Source organism: Rhodococcus sp. P4_F3_2 (genome assembly GCF_056401335.1).
The window spans coordinates 1-21,511 of the sequence record NZ_JBFUJN010000001.1 but is presented as its reverse complement, the minus strand read 5'-3'; the positions used below and the strand labels follow the sequence as shown (position 1 = coordinate 21,511).

Here is a 21,511-nt window from a genome sequence, read left to right as displayed (position 1 = left end):
AAGGACACGACACGACAATGACTGGATCCATCATGCCCAGATCACGCACGCCTCGACCACGAAAGTGGCTGGCTACCACAATCGCCGCTGCCGCACTCGCAGTACCTGCGCTGGCGGCGTGCTCGGATCCTGCTGCTCCGCAGGAAGATCCACAATCGAATCTCAGCGCGTTCTACGACCAGGATGTCGAATGGGGGCCATGCGCCACAGACACCGGAACATCGACGGCAAGTGACTGTGCCATGGTCACAGTACCTTTGGACTATTCCGCCCCTGACGGCAAGACGATCGAAGTGGCGATCTCGCGGGTCGCATCCACCGACCCTGCACAGCGACGCGGGATCCTGCTCACCAACCCTGGTGGCCCGGGTGGCCGAGGACTGGGATTGCCCGAGATTCTGAATGCCGGGATGACACCGGAAGTCGCAGCGGCATACGACGTCATCGGCATGGACACCCGAGGGCTCGGCAAGAGCACGCCGATCGACTGCGGCGTCGAGCAGATGACATGGATGCGTTCACCGGGTACCACAGAGGAAGGGTGGAACGAAAGTGTTGCGCTCGCACGCGAGGCCGCTGACACATGCTGGGACAAGTACCCGGACTATCTGCCGCACATCAATACTCAGAACATCGCCCGCGACCTCGACGTGATTCGTGGCGCCCTCGACCAGGAGAAGGCGTCGTACTTCGGGTGGTCGTACGGCACATATCTTGGTGCGACCTATGCGCAAATGTTCCCAGACAGGACCGACCGTGTGGTTCTCGACAGCGCACCGGACCCGAAGAAATACGGTTACGAGATGTTCCAGGACATGGGCCCGGCCAATGAGAAAGCGATCGACGGATTCTCACAGTGGGCAGCAGAACGCAATTCCACCTATGCACTCGGATCGACGCCCGCCGAAGTTCGCGCCCTCATCGAGAAGCTGATCTCGGACGCTGCCACCACTCCGATTCAGATCGGTGACTACGCCGTCGACGATCACGTCCTTCCATTCCTGATGTACGTCAACGGAACCGGGGACACCGAAAAGGAAAGCGAGGCATTCGCGCAGGTATTGGTTCAGTTGCGCGAACTCGCCGCAGGCAAGACCGTCGAGGACATCCATCCCCAGCTGACGGGACTGATGCAGGCGTGGTTCCAGACCGAATTGGGGACCGGCCCTGACTATGCCGGAACAATCGCCATTGTCTGCGGAGACGTGTCGATGCCGAGCGATCCCGCGTGGTATCGCAACAAGTTGGAGGAGCACCGTGGTGATCAGCCGATCTTCGCCGGCACGCACAACACGATCATGCCCTGCGCGTTCTGGCGCAGTGAGGCCCCGAAGCGGATCGACATCGACAACAACGTTCCGGCATTGCAGATCCAGGCAACCGGTGACACCCGCACGACGTACGACGAAGGCCTCGGCATGCACGAAGCGATGAAAGGCTCACGGCTCGTGACAGTTCCAGGCCGCACTCATGCGGTGTTCCCGGGCTACGCGAATACTTGCGCAAACGCCGCCGTCAACTCGTACCTGCTCGACGGCTCACTGCCCGCCGAAGACGTGGTGTGCGAGTCGTGACGATATCCGGCGATCCCATCACCGGAAGACCTGCGTGATCTGATGCGCGATTGCCCCTCGACAATCGCGCATCAGGCAGACAGAATAGTTCGGTGAGTCCCATTCATCGGGCCGATGGCGAGGTTTCCGCAATTGGTCGTTCCACCGAGATCCTGAAGACTTTTCGTGACAGCTCAGGCGTTCTCAGCGCAGCAGCGCTTGTTCGACGGACAGGCATGGCCAAAACAACGGTGTATCGAATGGTCGACGATCTCGTCCGAGTCGGGTTGCTCGAACGGCAAGGAACCAACTACCGCTTGGGTCTCCTCCTGTTCGAGATCGGCGAATCTGTTCCACGGCAGCGAAACCTCCGCGAAGCAGCGCGGCGCCACCTTTCGGCCTTGCGTGAAGCAACGGGGCACAACGTGGGACTCGCTGTATTGGACGGTTTCGACGTGGTTTACCTTGATGTCTTCCGTGGCGACGACGGACCACGCCTTCCGCAGCAAATCGGTGGTCGGTGGCCTGCACACGCAAGTTGTTCCGGCAAAGCAGTATTGGCGTTCACCAACTCTCGGGATTTCACGATGCCCACTGTCCTCGAAGCACACACCGAGAACACCATCACCGACCCCGAACTCTTCCACCGAGAACTGGATCGTGTTCGCAAGCGTGGTGTCGCCTTCGACCGCCAGGAAGCATTTCCCCGGATCGTCGGCGCCGCAGCACCAATATTCGGCCCGGACGAAGACGTCCTCGGCGCCATCTCCATTTCCGGTATGGCAGGCCGAATAAATCTGACCCGTATCGACGCGGCGGTGCGGACGACGGCAATCGCCATCTCACGTGATCTCTCGAGTGCCCAGTCCGTCGTCCGCCCTGTCCTACAACGACGCTGACGCCGTCAACCGCGCCCGACGTACGGCATCCGGTTTGCCATGATCGTCAGAGTCGGGACATTCACGTCGAGTGGTAGATCTATCAGTTGCACAACGGTGTTCGCGACATGACGAGGATCGAATGTCGGCTCGGGCCTGGTGGTGCCGTCAGCTTGTCGTGCCGAGTGGCCGATTCCGGCTGTCATGTCAGTTGCCGCATTGCCGATGTCGATTTGACTGCAACAGATGTCGAATTCTCGGCCGTCGAGAGAGATCGACTTCGTCAAACCTGACACACCGTGTTTGGTCGCGGTGTAGGCGGCACTGTCAGGCCGGGGCGTGTGAGCGGAGAGCGACCCGTTGTTGATGATCCGGCCTCCTCTCGGATCCTGTGTTTTCATGATACGAATCGCTTCACGCGCACAAAGGAATACGCCGGTGAGATTGGCTGCGACTGTCGCGTTCCACGCTTCAGGATCGATCTCGTCCACACTCCCCGACGGACCGAATGTCCCTGCGTTGTTGACAAGCACATCGAGTCTGCCGAAACGCTCAGTCACGGATGTGAACAACCGGTGAACCGATTCGGGCGAGGACACATCAGCGGGAATTACCACTGCACGCTCGTGACCCCCACCTGTCGCTTCCAAGCTCACGCTGTTTCGACCAGCCAATACAACGTGGTGTCCTGCATCGAGTAGACCTCTGGCCATTGCGCGGCCGAGTCCCGACCCTGCACCGGTCACGACCACGACTCGGCCGACACGCTCAGTGATTGTCACCGTGTACCTCCGTTCCACGCCTGCCCACCAGGAAATCGAAATCGACTCCGCGGTCGGCCTGCATCACATGATCCACGAACAGTCGTTGATACCCACTCGTACTCTTTTGTACGCGTGGCGGCAACGCCTCGAGACGCCTGGCCAGCTCGTCGTCGTCGACGAGTACACGCAAGACTCCACGAGCAACATCCAACTCGATCAAATCACCATCCCTGACCGCGCCGAGAGGCCCACCGGCTCCCGCTTCAGGCGCAACGTGCAAAACGACTGTGCCGAAGGCTGTTCCGCTCATTCGCGCATCCGAGATCCTGACCATGTCTCGCACACCCTGCTCGAGCAGCCTTCGAGGGAGTGGCAGATTACCTACCTCTGGCATACCCGGAAACCCCTTCGGTCCAGCACCGGTGAGGACGATGACGTCGTCGGCTTCGATGTCGAGATCCGGCGAGTCGACGCGCGCCGAGAAGTCGTCCATTCCGTGAAACACGACCGCACGACCCACGTGGCTGAGCAACTCGGGCGACGCCGCAGACGGCTTGATCACTGCACCGTTCGGCGCGAGATTGCCGGTCAATACCGCTATGCCGGCTTGCTCCAGCAACGGTGCCGCCGTGCTACGAATTACGTCGTCATCCCAAATCGTTTCGCCGGAGTTGTTCTCACCGAGAGTCATTCCGGTAACCGTGGCGGCATCCAGATGGAGGATGTCTCCGAGCTCGGCGATCACCGCGGGCAGTCCGCCTGCGTAGAAGAAATCTTCCATCAAATAGGTACCCGAAGGCATGAGGTTGACCAGCAGGGGAACGTCACGACTCTGCTCCCCGAAATCGCTGAGTTCGAGGGGAATTTCCAGCCTCCCGGCGATGGCAAGCAAGTGCACCACAGCGTTGGTGGACCCACCGATAGCCGTGTTCACCTTGATCGCATTCTCGAATGAATTTCGGTCGACGACCGAAGACATCGTCAGGTTCTCGACGACCATCTCCACGATTCTCACGCCGCTGTCGCGTGCAAGTACACGTCGCCGTGAATCCACTGCCGGGATCGCAGCATTACCGGGCAGCGTGAGGCCCAAAGTCTCGACAATCGAAGCCATCGTCGACGCGGTGCCCATAGTGTTGCAGTGACCAGGCGATCGAGACATCGCCGATTCCGCTGCTCTGAACTCACATTCGCTCATGCACCCCGCTCGCACTGCTTCACTCATCTCGAACACCGAGGTTCCAGATCCGACAGTTTTACCTTGATGGCGGCCGTTCAACATGGGCCCACCGGATACGACAATGGTGGGAAGGTCACAACTGGCTGCGCCCATTACCAGCGCCGGGGTGGTTTTGTCGCAGCCGCAGAGCAGTACGACGCCGTCGATCGGATTGGCTCGAATCGACTCCTCCACGTCCATGCTGACGAGGTTCCGATAGAGCATCGTGGTGGGGCGGATGATCGTCTCACCCAATGACATCACCGGAAACTCAACTGGAAATCCGCCCGCTTCGATGACACCCAGTCGCACCTGCTCGGCCAGATCTCTGAAGTGAGCGTTGCACGGCGTGAGCTCGGAATACGTGTTGCAGATACCGATAACCGGTCGGCCGTCGAACATCCGATCAGGGATACCCTGGTTCTTCATCCACGAGCGGTGGATGAATGCATTGAGATCATTGCCTCCGAACCAATCCTGCGAGCGAAGTGTTCTACTCGTCGGTGTTCTACTCATCCGAACCCTCCAAACCAAGGATTGCCCTTGCCTCCCCAGGTGTTGCAGGCTGCATTCCGAGTCGCTGGACGATGTCGACGATGTTCTCCACCAAACGAACGTTCTCGGCCGGCTCCCCATTCGCGAGAAACGGATAGTCTTCGATTCCCACACGCACGTGCCCACCGAGCACGAGTGCATGAGTCAGACCACGCAGTTGATCTGGCCCGCTGATGCTCACGGAGAAGACCGATTTCTCCGGTAGGTGTTCCACCATCTGCTGCAAGATCTGCGGGGAGTACGGCATCGCATTCTGAAAAGTTCGATCAAGTCCCAGTACAAGATTGACGAGGTGCGGGCCAGGCTGCTCTTCGGTCAACGTACGTATCTCCTGGAGCAGATGTGACGGGCTGAAGGCCTCCCATTCAGGTTTGATTCCTAGTTCGCGCATTGACGCTGCCAGTTCGGCGGCACGACTGGGCGGCGTGTCCATCAGTACCTCACCGACCGGTGATGTCACATAGGCCGTGATGGCATCGAGCGTGCATGTGTCTGCTCCGCCATGCAGGCCCTGCAGCCTCGCGTCCCAGTCCACGACGCGCGTTCCGTCACTGCGAACACTCACCATGTCACCGTTGACTCCGCCGCCGGTCGAGTTGTTGATCACGATGTCGCAGCTTTGGCGGACAAGCGTATTCATCCGCCGATAGATTGCGGCATCACAGGTCGCTTGATCGTCCGGTCGTCGAGCATGAAGTGCTGCCACGCTGGCTCCAGCGCTGTGGCAGCGTGCCACATCCGCCGCAATCTGCTCAGGCTGAGTCGGAATGAACGGATTGTCGGCAACAGTGAGGAAGCCACCCGTCGGGGCAACTGTGACGATGACCTTGTCTCGCAGATCGCTCATGCCGGAACGCTCTTGTAGCTGGATGCGGCGAAGAACATGGCAATCGCCGATGCCCCAGGGTCCTCGACGCCCCTGGCGTGTTCTCCCACGTAGGTCGCGCGTCCGCGGCGGGCGAGCATCGCGCGAGTCGATTCGGCGCCGAGCCTCGCAGCCGTGGCCGCAGAGCTCAAGGCAGCAGACAAGGTTGCCCCGCTGACTGCCGCCTCGGTCAATGCGCTGGTTGCGGGGACCATGGCGTCGACCATGGTCTTGTGACCCACCTGGGCATTGCCGAGACGCTGCACCGCAGCTGTCGCCGTACCTAGGGCAGAAGCCAAGTCTGTTGCGGTCACTTCAACTCCAGAGACTGCTCCGATCCGGCCGAACCACAGACCGAGAAGTGGTCCGCTTGTCCCACCGATGCCGAGAAACGCATCCGACGTACGGGCGAACACTTCACCAGGACTGGTCGGCGGGTCGGAACGAAGTCGTTGCACCGCACTTCGCAGGCCCGTCCGCAGATTCATTCCGAAATCGCCGTCTCCGACAAGCCGGTCCAAATCTGTGAGGGAATCGAATTGATCTTCGGCGGCGTCGGCAAATCGATCGATCCACGCCCGAGTGTCCCCAACGCTCAACGTTGTCATCATGAAACTCTTTTCAGTAGTGCATATTCGAGTTACCAAGCGAGAGCGGGAGTGCGTACCGTTGCATCCCAGAGATCCACAAACTCCTCGGTCGAACGGAGAAGGGTGATAGAGAGCCCGTGCATATCCAATGCAGTGACGAAAGAACCTGCAATCACCCGATCCAAACCGATACCGGCATCCCCGAGGAAAGACTTCAATTCTGCAGTGGCAATCGATAATTCGAGTCCATGTGTTGCCCCTAGCCCATTCACTATCGCTATCACACCATCCCCGCGCTCCACCCCGACAGCATCGAGGATCGGCTCCGACAACTGCGCCACGAGTTCGGCGGCAGGAACCGTCGGACGCGTCTCACGTCCACGCTCGCCATGGATTCCGATGCCGAACTCCATCTCCCCCGGCGCCAGTTCGAAGGACGGACGATCCTGTCCGGGAGCCGTGCACGAGCGGAAAGCTGCACCCAACGTCGCCGACGCCGCCACCACCCGGCGCCCCAGGTCAGCGATCTCGGAAAGCGCCCAGTGCCGTTCCGCGGCCGCCCCACAAATCTTCTCCACGGCGATTACCGCAGCGGTACCACGACGTCCAGGTCCACCCTCGTCTGCAGTCGTCGTCGCGAGGTCGTCGTCGACCATCACGATCTCCACTTGCCGCTCAGTTCCGAGTAACTCGGCCGCGATCGAGAAATTCAGTTTGTCTCCGGTGTAGTTCTTCACGATGAGAAGTGCACCCCGTCCGGTCTCGACAGCATTGACCGCAGCACGGATCTGAAAGGCTGTGGGACTGGCGAAGACCGACCCAGGAACTGCGGCGTCCAACATGCCGGATCCGACGAACTCCGCGTGTAACGGCTCATGCCCGGCCCCGCCACCTGAGACCAACACAACTTTGTCTCGGGCGACAACCGCGCGAGTCACAAACAACGGATCTCGGTGGTAGGAGAGCATTTCCGGGTGCAGGATCTGAAGTCCTTCGAGCGCTTCGCGGACTACATCCTCGGGCCGGTTGACCACATGGCCGATCATGACGAACTCTCGGACGCCGACATTGGGCCGACAGGGAAGCGAACCGCAAACGCACTCACACACGTGCGAACGTTGTCACCGACCCGTATCCCAGCCGCCGCTGCGGGCTCGTTGACATACGAAACAGTTCCGTTGTGCCACATATCCATTCCATTGCTGATCTCGGCAGAGTCGTGACTGACCGCTACGCCGGCAAGTCCCGAATCTCCCATGCGGACGATTCCGATGATCCCCGCGTTGTCCTTGCCGATTCCGGCATCGTTCAGCACAGCCAACGCACAGCCCGTCGCAATCGCCATCCGCCCTGACTCTTGACCTCCGTTGGATGCCGCAACGACGATGCGGTCGCGGTCCGACCGTTCGATCTGCGACATACTGTCCATGACGACAATCTGTCTACCGTTCTCCACACCGACAATGTTCCGAAACATCAGTCGACGCTCCTCTCTATCAGTGCCAGCACTTCTTCGGAAACGCGGCTGCCCACACGCACACCCGCTGCGACTGCAGTCGGATTGGCATACGTCACGATGCCGCACTCCCACACGTCCTTGCCATCTCCGATACGCGAACTCTCGTGTCCGACTGCAATGCCGACGATCTTCTGGGCGTCGATCGCAGCCAAACCTGCGATTCCTGCCTTGTTCTTCCCTATGCCGGCGTCATTGCACACCACAACACGAACCCCGAACCCGACGGCGTACTCTCCAGCACTCGTCCCTCCGTGTGATCCGGTCACGATCACATCACCGGCCTGAGCCGAGGAAGCAAACGCAATCGAATCCATGATCCACACTCTCTTTCCGTTAGAGGAATGAACCAAAGTAGGTTCGGCACCTTCGGTTTCAACTACTCGCATGGACATCCACCCCTAGAATTCGACGTGCCTGATCAGGACTTGCGGGTTCACGCCCGTACCGCCGAGCGATCGAAACAACTTCGGCGACCAGATCAGGTGTGGAGGGGTATCCCAGTTCTTCGTAGTGGTAGTCACCGGCACCGATTGCTACATGGCCCCCGCGCTTGATCGACTCCTCCGCTGCTGCAAGAACATTGCCTCGGTAGGCCGAGACGATCCACTCCACTGGAAGATCAGTCGGCAGGAGGTCCAGTTGCGCACGTAGCCCTGCTGCTGTCGCCGGATGTGCAGCCGGAAACTCGTCACCACCGAGAATGAAAGCGATCACCAATGGTGACGACGGATTCCGCACCCTTGCGTGGGCGAAGATCGCGCGCGTCCAACTCACGTTGAATGACGTCTGATACGGCACCAGACCCAATTCACCAGCGCGCGAAAGTAACTCGATCTGTGTTCGAGTGTCGTTGACGAAGACCCTGGAATCGGTTGCGAACAAGCCTGTCGTCGCATCGATCAAGTCCATCGCCGCACAGCCCATATCGACGACCAAGAAGTCGGAACGTCGTTTCGGATCACTTTGGTTCGGGGCAAGATTCGACAGCCGCTCATCTATCGTGTAGCCGGGAACATTGGCCATCGACGGCGCAAGCAGCAGATTCGATACCGCCCGAACCCGCTCGACGATCTCTCCGTAGGTCGCCGCCGAGTGATCCACGCCGCCGTCCACGGCTCGACCGTGAAAATGCATCAACGACGCCCCCGCATCCTCACAAGCGCGAGCAGTGTCGGCTATTTCGCTGGGCGTCCACGGAATGTGGGGATTGGGTGCGCGCATGGTGTTCTCGTTGACGTGCACTCCGATGATTACCGGTTTCTCCGTTGTATTGGACGTTGCGTCAAGAGTCATGTCGCTCCTTCGCAAGATTCCAACCGGCTGTCATCGACTGACCTCCGTCGACCGTCCACGTCTGACCCGTCACGAAACCGGCGCCGGGACCAGCGACAAAGGTCACGACTTCGGCAATCTCAGCCGGCTCCGCGTAACGGCTCAACGGGATCGACTGCAAGATGGCGCTCTGCATTTCAGGGCTCTGGGCCCGACTTGCAAGCGGTGTCCGCGTCGAACCCGGTGCAACACAATTGACTCGGATCCCCTCGCCGGCGAGCTCGATCGCGAGTTGTGTGGTCAACGCGACCACGCCACCTTTCGAGGCGGAATACGCGGCACGGTCTACGCTGCCGCGTAGGCCGGAAACCGAGGCAATTGTCACCACCGATCCGCCGCCATCTCCGGCGAGCAGATCCACGAACTCCCTGACCACCGCAAACGTGGAAACGAGGTTCAGCTCGAGGGTTCGCCTGAATCGATCGGGTGTGGTGTGCCGGATCGGCGCGTTGTCCGCGGTTCCCGCCGAGGTCACAACCGTGTCGACACGACCGAACAGCTTTTCGGCGACGTCGCGAAGCCGTCGGATATCCCCCTCATCGGTGACATCCACTCGAACGCCGACTGTCCGTGTATCTGGTTCTGGCGCAGTGTCTCCGGATGTATGCGACAGGTCGGCAGAGATGACATTCCAACCCAAGTCGGCGAATCGTTTGCACGTTGCCAGGCCGATCCCCGATGCGCCACCAGTGACGATCGCTACCTTCCTACTCACGACTACAGCACCTTCCTCATGTCGCGAATGGGATTCGACCCGTTCCACTCCTTCGATGCAGCCTCGACTGCGCGAAACAGATCACCCTTCCTTCCGCTGACCTCCGAGATTTCGATGACTGTTCCCGGATACGGGCCGTCCTCGTAGTACACGAATCGCTCGTCCGGAGCGCCACTACCGGACCTACCACTCTGCAATTCGACGAGCCCTCGGTTCTTGGATTCCTCCATATATCGATCGAAATCCGTTGTCCAGTAGGCAACATGTTGAAGTCCTTCGAGCCCGCGATCGGCGAACTCGCGAAATGCCGACGGCTCATCGTTGTGTTGTTGAATCAGCTCGATCTGCGCGCTTCCGCTGTGCGCGAGCGCCACACTGAATCGAGGCGCACTCGACTTGCCACGGAAGACGAAGTCGTTCAACGGTTGGTCCTCCACGAAGAAGAAGGGGCCAACGCCGACAACGTCGATCCAATGCTTCAGCGCACTGTCGATGTCGTTGACCACAAAACCCAATTGGCGCAAAGGCCCGAAGTATCTACTCACGAAGTCCTCGTTTGTTCGTTGCCGACGAAACCACGGTCGACGACTGTGATCCTGATAAGTGATGATGTCCTGCGCATGCTCGCCTGAAGAATGAAGAATTCCCGTTGATCGGGAATCTTCCGGGCCGAGACTCGGCTCAAACCTGCTCAGGTGCAACCAAGGTTCCGGCGTCGCGCTCCGCCCGGTAATCCAGAGTCAGTTGGGCGTTGGCCTTGTCGGCCTTTCTGGTGATCACCTTGAGCAGCAGCACGATCAATGCTGCCGTCGCCAGCACCGCGGAGTACACCCCGATTGCCGGTGTGAAACTGTTGGTCGCGTCCTTGATCCAGCCGGTGACCTGTGGACCGAAATAGCCTCCGAGGTTACCCATTCCGTTGATGACACCGAAACCTGCCGCCAAGGCAGCGCCGGTAAGGAAGCTCGAAGGCATGGTGATGAAGATGCTCATCGAACTGTAGAGACCGATCCCGGCGATGCAGAATCCGAAGATGGCGACAACCGGTGTGGTGAAGAACAGCGCAGCAATAGCAAAACCGAGTGCTGCGACCGATGCGGCGATGGCGAAGTGCACGGGGCGCTCTCCGGCGCGGTCCGAATGGCGCGTCCACCAGATCATCGGTCCGATCGCAATCAGTGCAGGTAGTGCGGCAACCCATCCGATCTGATTGGTGCTCATCCCGAATTGCGCGTAAATCTGCGGCATCCAAATCTGGAAACCGTTGAGGCTGAATGTGAAACAGATGAACACGGCGATCAACACCAGTACTCGTGGGTGCACGAGTCCCTGGAGGAAGCTGTGCTTACCGACGACCGCTTCGCGCTCTTGCGCCTCCGACTCGAGCGTATCGGTGAGCCAACCGCGTTCTTCCTCGGAGAGGAACTCCGCCTCGGAAGGCTTGTCCCGCAGAACCTTGTAGATCACAAACGCCATGACCACGGCGGGGACGCCGGTGAGAATGAATACCCATCGCCATCCGGAAAGCCCGAGAAAGCCGTCGATAGCCATCAGGTGTGTGGTGATCGGAGTACCCAGGCCGGAGATACAGATGAAGGTCACGATCCACGCCATTGCTTTGCCTCGATCCCGATTCGGGAACCACTTCGAGACGAAGAACAGCATGCCGGGCGAAAAGCCGGCTTCGGCAATACCCAACAGGAATCGTGCTGCCACCAATCCGCTGGCACCCTCAACGAACGCGGTTCCGATGGTGACCACGCCCCACGTGATCATGATTCGTGTGATCCAGCGCCGCGCACCGACCTTTGTGAGGATGTAGTTGCTCGGGGGTTCGCAGATCGTGTAACTCCAGAAATAGATTCCGGCCGCAAACCCGAACATCGAGGCCGATATTCCGAGTTCTTTGTTCATCGTCAATGCTGCAACGCCGATGTTCAATCGGTCGAGATACAGGACGATGTATGCCAATCCGATGACCGGCATGAAGCGGAGCATGACCTTCCGGACGGTCCTGGCCGGAAGGGGAAGTTGCTCGGTGACTGTTCTTTCGTGACGCATGATTCACCTCGTACTCATTCGAACACATCATTGTGATGGCTGACACAGAGCCACTCCGCGCGGTGAAACATAGGCGTTCCGGGGGTATTCAGCCAGTCAGCTCGCTTTTGATCTCGTTCTTGAGAACTTTGCCGACCTTGGAGCGAGGTAGATCGTCCCAGACGATGACTTGCTTCGGAGTCTTCACACTTCCGATGCGAGACTTCACGAAAGCCATCACCTCGGCGCCGTCGATGTCTGCGCCGAGGTGTGGCTGCACCACTGCCACAACACGTTCGCCCCACTTGTCGTCCGGCAACCCGATCACTCCGCAGTCCTGAATCCCCGGATACGCCATGAGTGCCTGCTCCACCTCGACCGAATAGACGTTGAAACCGCCGGTGATGATCATGTCCTTCGCACGATCGACGATGAACAGGAAATTGTCCTCGTCCAGGTACCCGATGTCGCCGGTGTGATGCCAGCCGTGGGCTGACGCTTCCGCGGTTGCGTCGGAGTTCTTGTAATAACCCGCCATCACCAACGAACTGCGAATCACCACCTCACCACGCTCGCCACGTCCGAGCAGCGCGCCTTTGTCGTCCATGATCCCCACGGTCACCAGCGGCGACGGTCGACCCGCCGACGAAAGTCGTGACGTTGCGACAGTGCCGTCCGGGCCGAAATGCTCCTTCGGTGACATCGTCGAGATCATCATGGGGGCTTCACTCTGCCCGAACAGCTGAGCCATGACCGGTCCGATCTTGTCGATCGCCTCCTCTAGCCTGGTCGGGGAGATCGGTGCCGCGCCGTACCAGAAACACTGCAGCGAGCTACGATCCGTTACCGCGAGGTCCTCGTGCTCGAGCAACATGTAGATGAGCGTCGGCGGCAGGAAGGTGTGAGTCACCTTGTGCTTCTGAACGTTCGCGAGGAAGTACCCGAGATCGGGCTTCGGCATGATCACCACTTCGCCGCCGAGGGCCATGATCGGGAAGCACAAAACACCGGCGGCGTGAGTCAACGGCGCCAACGCCAGATACACCGGGCGCCCCTCGAATGGATAACTCATCAAAGTGATTGCGGTCATCGTCTCGATGTTGTGCCCGGTCAACATCACGCCTTTGGGGCGGCCCGTCGTACCACCGGTACCGACCAGCATGGTGACGTCGTCGGGCGCCGCGGCGTCGAGTTCTTCTTCCCCGAGCCAGCTTTCGAGGGACTGTGCCGAATCCCACTCGCCGTCGATACAGACGAGCGTCACCAACTGTGGAAGCGCGTCCTTGATCTGGTCGACAAGCGGCGCATAGGACTTCTGGAAGAACAGAGCGCGACAATCGAACAGATCCAACAGGTCTCGGTTCTCCGCAGCTTCGTTGCGGGGGTTGATCGGGCACCAGACCGCGCCAGCCCTACTGATACCGAATACGCAGGAGAACGAGATCGGGTCATTGCCGGACAGAATCGCGACCTTCTCGCCCGCCGCGATGCCCGAAGCCGCGAGCGAAGCTGCGAAGCGTCGGCTGAACTGTTGCACCTCGCCGTAGGAGAGAGTGCGCTCCCCCATCGTCAAACACGGTGCGGTGGAACCAAGAGAGGCTCCCTTGTCGAGATAGTCGGTCAAACGCATGGGGAGCCTCCAGGGCGGGGCTCCCGGCGCGATGCACGCCGGGAGCCGTGAACATGATGACGAGGGCGACGAGCTAGGCGTTGATGGTTACTTCCGGCTCCAGAGCCAGCCCGAAACTACGTAGCGCGCCAAGCAGTTCGCGATGGCCGAACGCCTGGCAGGCCGAGGCAAGCCCGGTCCGCTTGGGCGCCTGCTGAAGCAACGAATGCGCTGCATAGGCGTGCAGGAGGCCCGTCTGCTTGTAGTTGCAGTTTCCGTGAATCACGACGTGCGAGCGACCCAGCGGACCCGACGCGTAGACGGAGTCGAGTGAGGTGTTGATGCGCGGATTTTCACGAGGGGGCATACCCGCCTGAACCGAACCGGCGATCTCGGCCAAGGCGGCTTCCTGCTCGTCGGCGGGCAGGGTCTTGATCTGCTCCTCCACGATCTTCTGTGTCGCGACAACACCTTCCATCACGGTGCGGTCGAACACTCCGCCCGCAGCCTTGACGTTGGAAACTCGCGGATCGTTCTTGAACCACACGGGGTGGCAAGTTCCGCCCCACGGCAATGCAAGCGCAGTTTCGTGCTGGCCAGGAACGACGACGTCGAAAGTCTGGCCGGGCGCCCACTGCACGTACTTGTTCTGCTCGAGGTAGTACCAGTTCGCTTTGAGGATGGTGAAGATCGTCTGAGTGGAGGCATAGGTGGGAAATCCCTTCCACAGCACGAGAATGTCGAGCGTATCGAGACCCGGCGTTTCCAGTGCGATGTTGGCCGCGATCTCACCGGTGGTGTACATCTGCGCGATACCGGGCGAGAGAAGCAGACCCTTCTCCTGGTACTTGTCGCCGAATTTCTCCTGGACGTCGAGTACCCAGTCCTGCTCACCGGTGGTGTCCATGTAGTGGCAACCGGCATTCAACGCAGCCTCGACGACGGTGCCGCCAAGCTTGATGAACGGCCCGACCATGTTGCTGACAACCTGTGCGCCGGTGAACAGTTCAGTGAGCGCCTCGACGGTGTGCTCGACCTCGACGACCTCGTGATCGACGGTGTCCAAACCGGGGATCTTGTCGAGGACCTCTTGGATGCGAGCGGCGTCGCGACCGGCTGCGATGAACGGGATGTTGAACTCGCGCAGGTATTCACACACCAGACGGCCGGTGTACCCGGAGACGCCGTAGACGATGACTGGCTTCTTTTCGGACATGTTCGTGGAACCTTTCGAAGACGTGAGGAGGGTGTACGTGCGAATGGGGAGGGCGAGTTACATGCCCATGCCACCGTCGACCGGTAGGCCGATTCCGGTGATGAATCGCGCGGCGTCGGAGGACAAGAACACCACGGCGTCAGCCATGTCGTTCACTTCACCGAGGCGGCCGAGCGGGGTGAGACCGATGACGTCGCCGACTGCCGCTTCGGCACTGGGCCACAGGCCGAGCTTCTCCATGTCCGCCGCGAGTCCGAGACCCATCTCCGTGGCGACGAGGCCCGGGTAGATGCAGTTGACGCGGACTCCGTAGCCGAGCTTGCCCGACTCGGCGGCGGCAACTCTGGTGAAGCGATCGACCGCGGACTTGGTCGCGGAGTATCCACTTATCCCGGGAAACGGAATGGTTGCGGCCACTGAAGAGATGTTGATGATGGAGCCGCCGGTTCCGGCTACGCCACCCGGACGCATGCTGCGCAGTCCGTGTTTAGTTCCGAGCGCTGTTCCGAGGATGTTGACCTCACACATACGGCGGATGTCGCCCGGATCGAGGTCAACCACCAGCGAGGAAATCTCGATGCCTGCGTTGTTGACGAGGATGTCGAAGCCGCCGAGAGTCTCCGCGGTGGCGGCGACTGCCTCTTCCCAGTTGGCGTCGTCGGTGACGTCCAGCTTTACGAACCCGGTTTTGACTCCGCCCGAACCAACGGCCTCTGCGGTGGCACGACCTTCGTCTTCGAGAACATCGCCGATCATCACCGACGCCCCCGCCTTCGCCAACGCCTCAGCCATTCCGGCTCCGAGCCCCTTGGCACCACCTGTGACCAGTGCTTTTCGTCCCTCGAGATCAAACACGCTCATTTTCGACTGCCTCCATGACTGAAACGACTCTCGCGATGCCACCGTTCACAGCGACGCTGCCAAGTGGTGTGAGTCACAGAGTATTCAACTTTGGACGAGTGTCAAGAGAAATCTTGACGACTGTCAAGATTTTGTTACACGCTCGTCAAAGACCAGGGGTTACACTGATTCGGACGCGGCGATCGTGCCGCTGTGGAAATCGCAGGGAACAGGACGTGCCATCGTGACCACGACAGTCGAGAAGCCAAGTGGGGCAGGAAAAAAGGCGGTTCCTGTCTCTTCGGAGAAGCGGTCCAACGCAGACAAGGTGTCACGTCGTCAGGTCGACAAATTCTCCGAGCGACGTGATCAACTGGCCGAGGCCGCACTGCAAACGCTGGCCGAACTGGGCTACGCACGCACGAGCCTGCGCGAAATCGCCCAGAATTCGGAGTTCTCACACGGCGTCCTGCACTACTACTTCAGCGACAAGGTCGATCTCATCACCCACTGCGTGCGCCACTACAAGGCACGCTGCGTCACCCGCTACGACGGCATCGTCGCCACCGCTCAGACGCCGGAGGAACTGAAAACGGGTTTCGGCGCGCTGCTCGCCGAGACCATGATCGACGAGCCGACGATGCACCGCCTCTGGTACGACCTGCGCGCGCAGTCGATGTTCGAGGAGTCGTTCCGAACCGACGTGGCCGCGATCGACGAGAGTCTCGAAAACATGATCTGGCGCATCGTCTCTCGCTATTCCGAGCTTCTCGACGTGGAGCCCTCGGTCACCTCGCCGGCGATGTACGCGATCTTCGACGGCCTGTTCCAGCAGAGTCTTCTTCGCCACCTGTCCGGTGATCAGACTGCCGCGAACTATCTTTCGGAGAGCGTCCAGCAGATGCTGCCCATGGTAGTGCCCACACCCTGAGCCGGCACCACGTCCTGAGTCGACTCAGCGAGCAGCGATGCCTTCCGCGACGTACCTGGCACCGCGATCGAATTCGCCGACCACGTCGTAATCGGCGTCTTGCCGCCAGAAGCGGACCAACGCTCCGTACGTACCGCCGATCATCTGCGCGAGAAACAGCGGCGGGTAGTCCGATCTCACTTCGCCGGCTTCGATACCGGCAGTGACGATCCGCAGAAGTTCCACATGGAACCGATGATCGTGTGCCGCCCCCGCTCCGGAGGAGGCGAAGTCGCGCTCGAGTTCTGCAGTCACCATGCGCAGATAGCGCGGATGCATGATCGCTTGTTGCGCAAAGTCCTGAAAAATCCGGGAGATCCGATCAGAGGTCGGCATCGGAGATTCCATGAGCTGATCCACCAGTGCCGCAAGCTGATCGAGATGATCACTGTGCAGCGCCTCGAGAACCGAGTCCTTGCCCTGGAAGTAATTGAAGAAGGTGGCTCGCGACACCTCGGCTCGCTCGGCGATGTCGTCGACGGTCGTGCTGGCGAAACCCTTTGCCGAGAACAGAATTCGAGCAGCTAAGAGCAACCTGTCGTTGGTATCGCGCTTGTTCTGTTCTCGTTTGGAAATCACGTCGACCTGCCTTTCTCCGCCTCAGGACACAGTCTTCGCCACAGTCCGGAATGTGTCCAATGTCGGTCTCGCCAGTTGACGCACCACCCCCTCGATAGATGGACTACAGTCCAATTATGTCGACTGTTTCCACAGAACGCCACGACCGCGTTCTCATCGTCAGGATCGAACGCGAAGAACGTCGTAATGCGATCAATCGTGAAACTGCCGAGGGAATCGAAGCCGCACTGAACCTTCTCGACGACGACCCTGCGCTGTGGGTCGGCATCATCACCGGAACCCCCAACATCTTTTGCGCCGGAACCGATATCCGAGAGCGAGCCGACCTTCGCATGCCTCGCGGCGGTGAGTACGGCGTCATTCGGCGTCAGCGAAACAAGCCTCTGATCGCCGCAGTGGAGGGATACGCGCTGGGTGGCGGATTCGAAATCGCATTGGCCTGCGATCTGATCGTCGCTTCCGCCACAGCCCAATTCGGTCTGCCCGAAACCAAACGCGGTCTGGTTGCGACGTCCGGTGCGCTCTTTCGGGCGCCACGTGCCCTTCCGATCAATGTCGCTCGCGAACTCCTGATCACCGGGCGCACTCTCGATCCCAATCGGGCCAAAGATCTCGGCGTCGTCAATGCAGTGACTGCCCCGGGTAAGGCGCTCGACGAGGCTCTGGTGATGGCGGCCGAGATCTGCGAGTCCTCTCCGACCTCGGTAAGCCTGAGCCTGAAGGCAATCGACGCTCTTTACGCCGAGGCCGATACTGCCGGATGGACCATCACCGACGACGCCAAGGACGCGGTGCTCCGATCGCCGGACATCGCCGAAGGACTCGACGCTTTTGCGAGCCGTCGGACGCCGCAGTGGAGCGGACTGCCGCCCACATGAGCGACCACGATCCGAGACGGATTTCCTATAGGGCTGGTCGGAAAGGGTGGGAACCGGTTACAGTCTCTTCCGTGACGGGAATTGGCGCATACGAGACGGGCACGCTGCTGACGCGGCGACGCCATGTCGATTTTGCGCACGTCTGTACATCCGGGTGTCCGATCTACTGATCGGACCTACGACGTGAGCGCCGCTCACGTCGATACTCGTATGTACACCCAGATCAGGGGACATTTCTGTCATGACCACCGCTTCGATCTCGCACCTGAGTTCCGTCGTAGCAGCCAATGCCGACGCCATCGACAAGGACGCAAGCAAAGCGCACGTCGTCTTCAAGGCATCCGCTCAGGCGCACGACGCCGTTGCCAGCACCATTTCTCTCGGTAAGTACACCGTCGAGGTCGACGAGCCGCCGGCCCTCGGCGGCGAGAACACCGCAGCCAATCCCGTCGAGTACTACCTCGCATCCCTGCTCTCCTGCCAGGTGGTCACCTACCGTGTGTGGGCGGACAAGCTCGGTATCGCGCTCGACGACATCTCGGCCAGGGCAGAAGGCGACCTCGACGTTCGTGGATTCTTCGGATTCGACGATGCCGTCCGCCCGGGATTCTCCGAGGTTCGCGTCGTGGTGACCCTGACCGGTCCGGAAACTCGCGAGCGATACCTCGAGTTGCAGGAGACGGTCGACGCCCACTGCCCCGTACTCGATCTCACCCGAAATCCCGTCCCAGTGCATACAGTCGTCGAAACCGCCTGACCCGCACCAACCCACCTTCACCACGGAGTATGAATTCATGAGCGAGAACACCCCCGTCGACACCGATCCGACCGCCGATTGGTCGTTCGAAACCAAGCAGGTCCACGCCGGACAGGGCCCGGACAGCGCTACCAACGCTCGAGCGCTTCCGATCTACCAGACCACCAGCTACGTCTTCGACAACACCGACCATGCGGCGGCGCTCTTCGGCCTCGCCGAGCCGGGCAACATCTACACCCGCATCATGAACCCGACGCAGGACGCCGTCGAGCAGCGCATCGCCGCTCTCGAAGGCGGAGTCGCGGCTCTGCTGGTTGCGTCCGGTCAGGCCGCCGAGTCCTTCGCGATCCTCAACCTCGCCGAGGCCGGGGACCACATCGTCTCCAGCCCCCGCCTGTACGGCGGCACGTACAACCTCTTCCACTACACGCTGCCCAAGCTCGGCATCACCGTCGACTTCGTCGAGGACCCGGACAACCTCGATCACTGGCGTGAGGCAATCCGTCCGAACACCAAGGCGTTCTACGGCGAAACCATCTCCAACCCCAAGAACGACGTGTTCGACATCCCCGGCATCAGCGCAGTCGCCCATGAACACGGCATCCCACTGATCGTGGACAACACGGTTGCAACTCCGTACCTCATTCAGCCGCTGAAGCACGGCGCCGACATCGTCGTCCACTCCGCCACCAAATACCTTGGTGGACACGGCACCGCGATCGCCGGCGTCATCGTCGACGGCGGCACCTTCGACTGGACCCAGGGACGCCACACCAACTTCACGACCCCCGACCCCAGCTACCACGGCGTCACCTTCGCAGACCTCGGTGCACCCGCCTACGCCCTCAAGGCACGCGTTCAGCTTCTGCGCGACCTCGGCTCGGCCATCGCACCGTTCAACGCCTTCCTCATCTCGCAGGGCATCGAGACACTGAGCCTGCGCATCGAGCGCCACGTGTCCAACGCCCAGAAGGTCGCGAAATTCCTCGAGGGCCGCGCCGAAGTCACGTCGGTCGCGTACGCCGGACTGGAATCCTCACCCTGGCACGAGCGTGGAAAGCAGCTGGCTCCCAAGGGAACCGGCGCCATCGTCGCGTTCGAGCTCGCCGGCGGAGTCGACGCAGGCAAGAAGTTCGTCAACGCACTGACGCTGCACAGCCACGTCGCCAACATCGGTGACGTTCGCTCACTCGTCATCCACCCCGCGTCGACGACGCACTCGCAGCTCACCCCCGAGGAGCAGCTCGCTTCGGGTGTCACCCCGGGGCTCGTCCGCCTCGCGGTCGGTATCGAAGGAATCGACGACATCCTCGCCGACCTCGAAACCGGTTTGGCAGCAGCAGCTTCCTGATCGAGCACACGAAAAAGCTCGGTCCCGACAGGCGTCGGGACCGAGCTTTTTTGTTGCGTCAGAACTAGCTCTTGGGAGTGAACGCGGCCAGCGGTTCACTGTCGGACCAGTCATGGCCCCAGTAGCTGTCCGCCGTGATTTCCTCAGCGGTGTAGAAGGTTTCGTCGACAAGCGTGCCTTCACAACCGAACTCGAGATCCCAGCCACCGGGTGCGCGCACGTAGAACGAGACCATCTTGTCGTTCGTGTGGCGACCCAACGTCGAGGAGATCGAGAAGCCGAGCTTGGCAACACGATCGAGAGCCTGACCGACGGCGTCGAGAGTCTCGGCTTCCATCATCAGATGCACGAGACCGGGTTCGTCAACCGGCGGCGCCGGGCACAGCGCCAGGCTGTGGTGGCGCTGGTTGACACCCATGAAGCGAACGCGGCGAGCCGGCGGCGGCGCATCGATTCCGCCGAGACGGATGGAACCGCGCGGGAGGAATCCGAGCACCTCGGTGTAGAAGGTGTACGCCTCGTCGAAACGCGTAACCGGAAGCACCACATGGCCGAGTCCCTGATCACCGGTGACAAAGCGGCCGCCGTGCGGGGTGACCAACGGGCTGTGGTCGAGTACCGGTCCGAAGAAGACCTCGACACGGTTGCCGTTGGGATCGTCGAATGCGATGACCTGCTCGGCATCGCGGTAGCTGGCGTCGACCTCGGAAAGAACCTCGACCTCGACTCCGGCCTTCTCGACCTCTTCACGAACACGCTGGAGCGCGAACTGATCTCGCACTTCCCAGCCCACTGCGAGGGCCTTGTCCGTCTCACCGGGCAGGACAATCAGTCGCGCACGACGCTCGTCCAGGCGCAAGTAGAGGCCGTCGGCTTCCGGGCCACTACCGACCGCGAGGCCGAGTCCGTCGACCACGAGCTCGCGCCAGCGAGCCACGTCCTGCGTTTGGATCCTGAGATACCCCAGGCCCCGAATTTCAGTCATGCCTAACCGTCCTTGCTTCGAGAGTGATTGTGGGACTAGATCATCGAGCGGTGGATGCCCTGCGGTTCGCCACCGAGCTGCGAGAGCGTCGACGCGTGGAAGATGGAACCGGGTACGTGGATCGCGTGCGCGAGACCGGCATGCGCGTCACGCCAGAACCGCTGCATCGGCGTGTTCAACTGCAACGCGCCACCACCGGAACGAGCAAAGATCTCGTCCACCGCCCGCACCGCCCGCCACGCCGCAGCAGTCTGCGTACGCCGACCGATCGCACGAAGCTCGAACGAAACTTCCTG

At 60.6% G+C, this 21,511-nt stretch carries 22 protein-coding genes and 1 pseudogene; 6 read left to right on the top strand and 17 right to left on the bottom strand.

What is annotated here, in order from left to right:
- Positions 1–32: 32 nt before the first annotated feature.
- Complete coding sequence (locus AC1DWA_RS00115) at positions 33–1,574, top strand: alpha/beta fold hydrolase (protein WP_477845648.1); 1,542 nt, start codon at positions 33–35, stop codon at positions 1,572–1,574.
- A gap of 92 nt (positions 1,575–1,666) precedes the next feature.
- A complete protein-coding gene (locus AC1DWA_RS00110) occupies positions 1,667–2,452 on the top strand; it encodes an IclR family transcriptional regulator (RefSeq protein ID WP_019745363.1) in 786 nt (261 codons plus the stop codon).
- Positions 2,453–2,457: 5 nt separating this feature from the next.
- Here AC1DWA_RS00110 and AC1DWA_RS00105 read toward each other — a convergent pair whose 3' ends face one another.
- From AC1DWA_RS00105 to AC1DWA_RS00040, 14 genes are all read right to left on the bottom strand, one after another.
- Positions 2,458–3,213 (bottom strand): SDR family oxidoreductase, encoded by a 756-nt coding sequence (locus AC1DWA_RS00105; protein WP_007732761.1) that lies wholly within the window; start codon positions 3,211–3,213, stop codon positions 2,458–2,460.
- Positions 3,200–4,930, bottom strand: coding sequence for an IlvD/Edd family dehydratase (locus AC1DWA_RS00100; protein WP_019745364.1), 1,731 nt, complete (start codon positions 4,928–4,930; stop codon positions 3,200–3,202). Before AC1DWA_RS00100 ends, AC1DWA_RS00105 begins: the two co-directional genes overlap by 14 nt.
- Positions 4,923–5,816, bottom strand: a complete 894-nt coding sequence (locus AC1DWA_RS00095; RefSeq protein WP_020909189.1) for a beta-keto acid cleavage family enzyme — start codon at positions 5,814–5,816, stop codon at positions 4,923–4,925. Before AC1DWA_RS00095 ends, AC1DWA_RS00100 begins: the two co-directional genes overlap by 8 nt.
- Positions 5,813–6,445, bottom strand: a complete 633-nt coding sequence (gene dhaL / locus AC1DWA_RS00090) for a dihydroxyacetone kinase subunit DhaL (RefSeq protein ID WP_020909190.1) — start codon at positions 6,443–6,445, stop codon at positions 5,813–5,815. The genes AC1DWA_RS00095 and dhaL overlap by 4 nt, the downstream gene beginning before the upstream one ends.
- A gap of 29 nt (positions 6,446–6,474) precedes the next feature.
- A complete protein-coding gene (locus AC1DWA_RS00085; protein WP_029537040.1) occupies positions 6,475–7,470 on the bottom strand; it encodes a dihydroxyacetone kinase subunit DhaK in 996 nt (331 codons plus the stop codon).
- Entirely contained in the window at positions 7,467–7,901 is a 435-nt protein-coding gene (locus AC1DWA_RS00080) for a hypothetical protein (RefSeq protein ID WP_020909192.1), read from the bottom strand. Before AC1DWA_RS00080 ends, AC1DWA_RS00085 begins: the two co-directional genes overlap by 4 nt.
- Positions 7,901–8,257: a hypothetical protein gene (locus AC1DWA_RS00075; RefSeq protein WP_127160019.1), complete on the bottom strand. Its 357-nt coding sequence runs from the start codon at positions 8,255–8,257 to the stop codon at positions 7,901–7,903. Before AC1DWA_RS00075 ends, AC1DWA_RS00080 begins: the two co-directional genes overlap by 1 nt.
- Before the next feature lie 58 nt (positions 8,258–8,315).
- On the bottom strand, positions 8,316–9,236 hold the full coding sequence (locus tag AC1DWA_RS00070; RefSeq protein WP_019745366.1) for a beta-keto acid cleavage family enzyme: 921 nt from the start codon (positions 9,234–9,236) through the stop codon (positions 8,316–8,318).
- The gene (locus tag AC1DWA_RS00065) at positions 9,226–9,990 is read right to left on the bottom strand and encodes an SDR family NAD(P)-dependent oxidoreductase (RefSeq protein ID WP_019745367.1); all 765 of its coding nucleotides are present in this window, start codon (positions 9,988–9,990) and stop codon (positions 9,226–9,228) included. Before AC1DWA_RS00065 ends, AC1DWA_RS00070 begins: the two co-directional genes overlap by 11 nt.
- Before the next feature lie 2 nt (positions 9,991–9,992).
- Positions 9,993–10,535 (bottom strand): VOC family protein, encoded by a 543-nt coding sequence (locus AC1DWA_RS00060; RefSeq protein WP_477845645.1) that lies wholly within the window; start codon positions 10,533–10,535, stop codon positions 9,993–9,995.
- 136 nt (positions 10,536–10,671) lie between these two features.
- A complete protein-coding gene (locus AC1DWA_RS00055) occupies positions 10,672–12,051 on the bottom strand; it encodes an MFS transporter (RefSeq protein WP_477845643.1) in 1,380 nt (459 codons plus the stop codon).
- 88 nt (positions 12,052–12,139) lie between these two features.
- Positions 12,140–13,660 (bottom strand): AMP-binding protein, encoded by a 1,521-nt coding sequence (locus AC1DWA_RS00050; protein WP_019745370.1) that lies wholly within the window; start codon positions 13,658–13,660, stop codon positions 12,140–12,142.
- A gap of 73 nt (positions 13,661–13,733) precedes the next feature.
- Positions 13,734–14,855, bottom strand: coding sequence for a DUF5938 domain-containing protein (locus tag AC1DWA_RS00045; protein WP_019745371.1), 1,122 nt, complete (start codon positions 14,853–14,855; stop codon positions 13,734–13,736).
- A gap of 57 nt (positions 14,856–14,912) precedes the next feature.
- The gene (locus tag AC1DWA_RS00040; RefSeq protein ID WP_019745372.1) at positions 14,913–15,716 is read right to left on the bottom strand and encodes an SDR family NAD(P)-dependent oxidoreductase; all 804 of its coding nucleotides are present in this window, start codon (positions 15,714–15,716) and stop codon (positions 14,913–14,915) included.
- 307 nt (positions 15,717–16,023) lie between these two features.
- On the opposite strand from AC1DWA_RS00040, the gene AC1DWA_RS00035 reads away from it, so the two are divergent.
- The gene (locus AC1DWA_RS00035; RefSeq protein ID WP_371326914.1) at positions 16,024–16,626 is read left to right on the top strand and encodes a TetR/AcrR family transcriptional regulator; all 603 of its coding nucleotides are present in this window, start codon (positions 16,024–16,026) and stop codon (positions 16,624–16,626) included.
- Positions 16,627–16,650: 24 nt separating this feature from the next.
- Here the strand turns inward: AC1DWA_RS00035 and AC1DWA_RS00030 are convergent, their stop codons facing one another.
- On the bottom strand, positions 16,651–17,244 hold the full coding sequence (locus tag AC1DWA_RS00030) for a TetR/AcrR family transcriptional regulator (protein WP_019745374.1): 594 nt from the start codon (positions 17,242–17,244) through the stop codon (positions 16,651–16,653).
- A gap of 116 nt (positions 17,245–17,360) precedes the next feature.
- Between AC1DWA_RS00030 and AC1DWA_RS00025 the strand changes: the two genes are divergently transcribed.
- The 3 genes from AC1DWA_RS00025 to AC1DWA_RS00015 all read left to right on the top strand — a co-directional run bounded on the left by AC1DWA_RS00025 (position 17,361) and on the right by AC1DWA_RS00015 (position 20,230).
- Entirely contained in the window at positions 17,361–18,122 is a 762-nt protein-coding gene (locus AC1DWA_RS00025) for an enoyl-CoA hydratase-related protein (RefSeq protein ID WP_378666819.1), read from the top strand.
- 241 nt (positions 18,123–18,363) lie between these two features.
- On the top strand, positions 18,364–18,879 hold the full coding sequence (locus AC1DWA_RS00020) for an OsmC family protein (protein ID WP_019745376.1): 516 nt from the start codon (positions 18,364–18,366) through the stop codon (positions 18,877–18,879).
- A 37-nt stretch (positions 18,880–18,916) separates the two neighbouring features.
- Positions 18,917–20,230, top strand: a complete 1,314-nt coding sequence (locus AC1DWA_RS00015) for a bifunctional o-acetylhomoserine/o-acetylserine sulfhydrylase (RefSeq protein ID WP_019745377.1) — start codon at positions 18,917–18,919, stop codon at positions 20,228–20,230.
- A gap of 64 nt (positions 20,231–20,294) precedes the next feature.
- On the opposite strand, the gene bphC is transcribed toward AC1DWA_RS00015, so the two are convergent.
- The gene (gene bphC / locus AC1DWA_RS00010) at positions 20,295–21,215 is read right to left on the bottom strand and encodes a biphenyl-2,3-diol 1,2-dioxygenase (RefSeq protein ID WP_020909199.1); all 921 of its coding nucleotides are present in this window, start codon (positions 21,213–21,215) and stop codon (positions 20,295–20,297) included.
- A gap of 35 nt (positions 21,216–21,250) precedes the next feature.
- Positions 21,251–21,511, bottom strand: a pseudogene (locus tag AC1DWA_RS00005) (acyl-CoA dehydrogenase family protein); the annotation flags it as partial.

What these genes read in the sequence shown, in the direction of transcription:
- AC1DWA_RS00045 (WP_019745371.1), bottom strand. Translation starts at nt 14,855, where the DNA reads ATGTCCGAAAAGAAGCCAGTCATCGTCTACGGCGTCTCCGGGTACACC.
- AC1DWA_RS00040 (WP_019745372.1), bottom strand. Translation starts at nt 15,716, where the DNA reads ATGAGCGTGTTTGATCTCGAGGGACGAAAAGCACTGGTCACAGGTGGT.
- AC1DWA_RS00050 (WP_019745370.1), bottom strand. Translation starts at nt 13,660, where the DNA reads ATGCGTTTGACCGACTATCTCGACAAGGGAGCCTCTCTTGGTTCCACC.
- AC1DWA_RS00015 (WP_019745377.1), top strand. Translation starts at nt 18,917, where the DNA reads ATGAGCGAGAACACCCCCGTCGACACCGATCCGACCGCCGATTGGTCG.
- AC1DWA_RS00100 (WP_019745364.1), bottom strand. Translation starts at nt 4,930, where the DNA reads ATGAGTAGAACACCGACGAGTAGAACACTTCGCTCGCAGGATTGGTTC.
- AC1DWA_RS00070 (WP_019745366.1), bottom strand. Translation starts at nt 9,236, where the DNA reads ATGACTCTTGACGCAACGTCCAATACAACGGAGAAACCGGTAATCATC.
- AC1DWA_RS00085 (WP_029537040.1), bottom strand. Translation starts at nt 7,470, where the DNA reads ATGATCGGCCATGTGGTCAACCGGCCCGAGGATGTAGTCCGCGAAGCG.
- bphC (WP_020909199.1), bottom strand. Translation starts at nt 21,215, where the DNA reads ATGACTGAAATTCGGGGCCTGGGGTATCTCAGGATCCAAACGCAGGAC.
- AC1DWA_RS00075 (WP_127160019.1), bottom strand. Translation starts at nt 8,257, where the DNA reads ATGGATTCGATTGCGTTTGCTTCCTCGGCTCAGGCCGGTGATGTGATC.
- AC1DWA_RS00020 (WP_019745376.1), top strand. Translation starts at nt 18,364, where the DNA reads ATGACCACCGCTTCGATCTCGCACCTGAGTTCCGTCGTAGCAGCCAAT.
- dhaL (WP_020909190.1), bottom strand. Translation starts at nt 6,445, where the DNA reads ATGATGACAACGTTGAGCGTTGGGGACACTCGGGCGTGGATCGATCGA.
- AC1DWA_RS00025 (WP_378666819.1), top strand. Translation starts at nt 17,361, where the DNA reads ATGTCGACTGTTTCCACAGAACGCCACGACCGCGTTCTCATCGTCAGG.
- AC1DWA_RS00055 (WP_477845643.1), bottom strand. Translation starts at nt 12,051, where the DNA reads ATGCGTCACGAAAGAACAGTCACCGAGCAACTTCCCCTTCCGGCCAGG.
- AC1DWA_RS00115 (WP_477845648.1), top strand. Translation starts at nt 33, where the DNA reads ATGCCCAGATCACGCACGCCTCGACCACGAAAGTGGCTGGCTACCACA.
- AC1DWA_RS00080 (WP_020909192.1), bottom strand. Translation starts at nt 7,901, where the DNA reads ATGTTTCGGAACATTGTCGGTGTGGAGAACGGTAGACAGATTGTCGTC.
- AC1DWA_RS00095 (WP_020909189.1), bottom strand. Translation starts at nt 5,816, where the DNA reads ATGAGCGATCTGCGAGACAAGGTCATCGTCACAGTTGCCCCGACGGGT.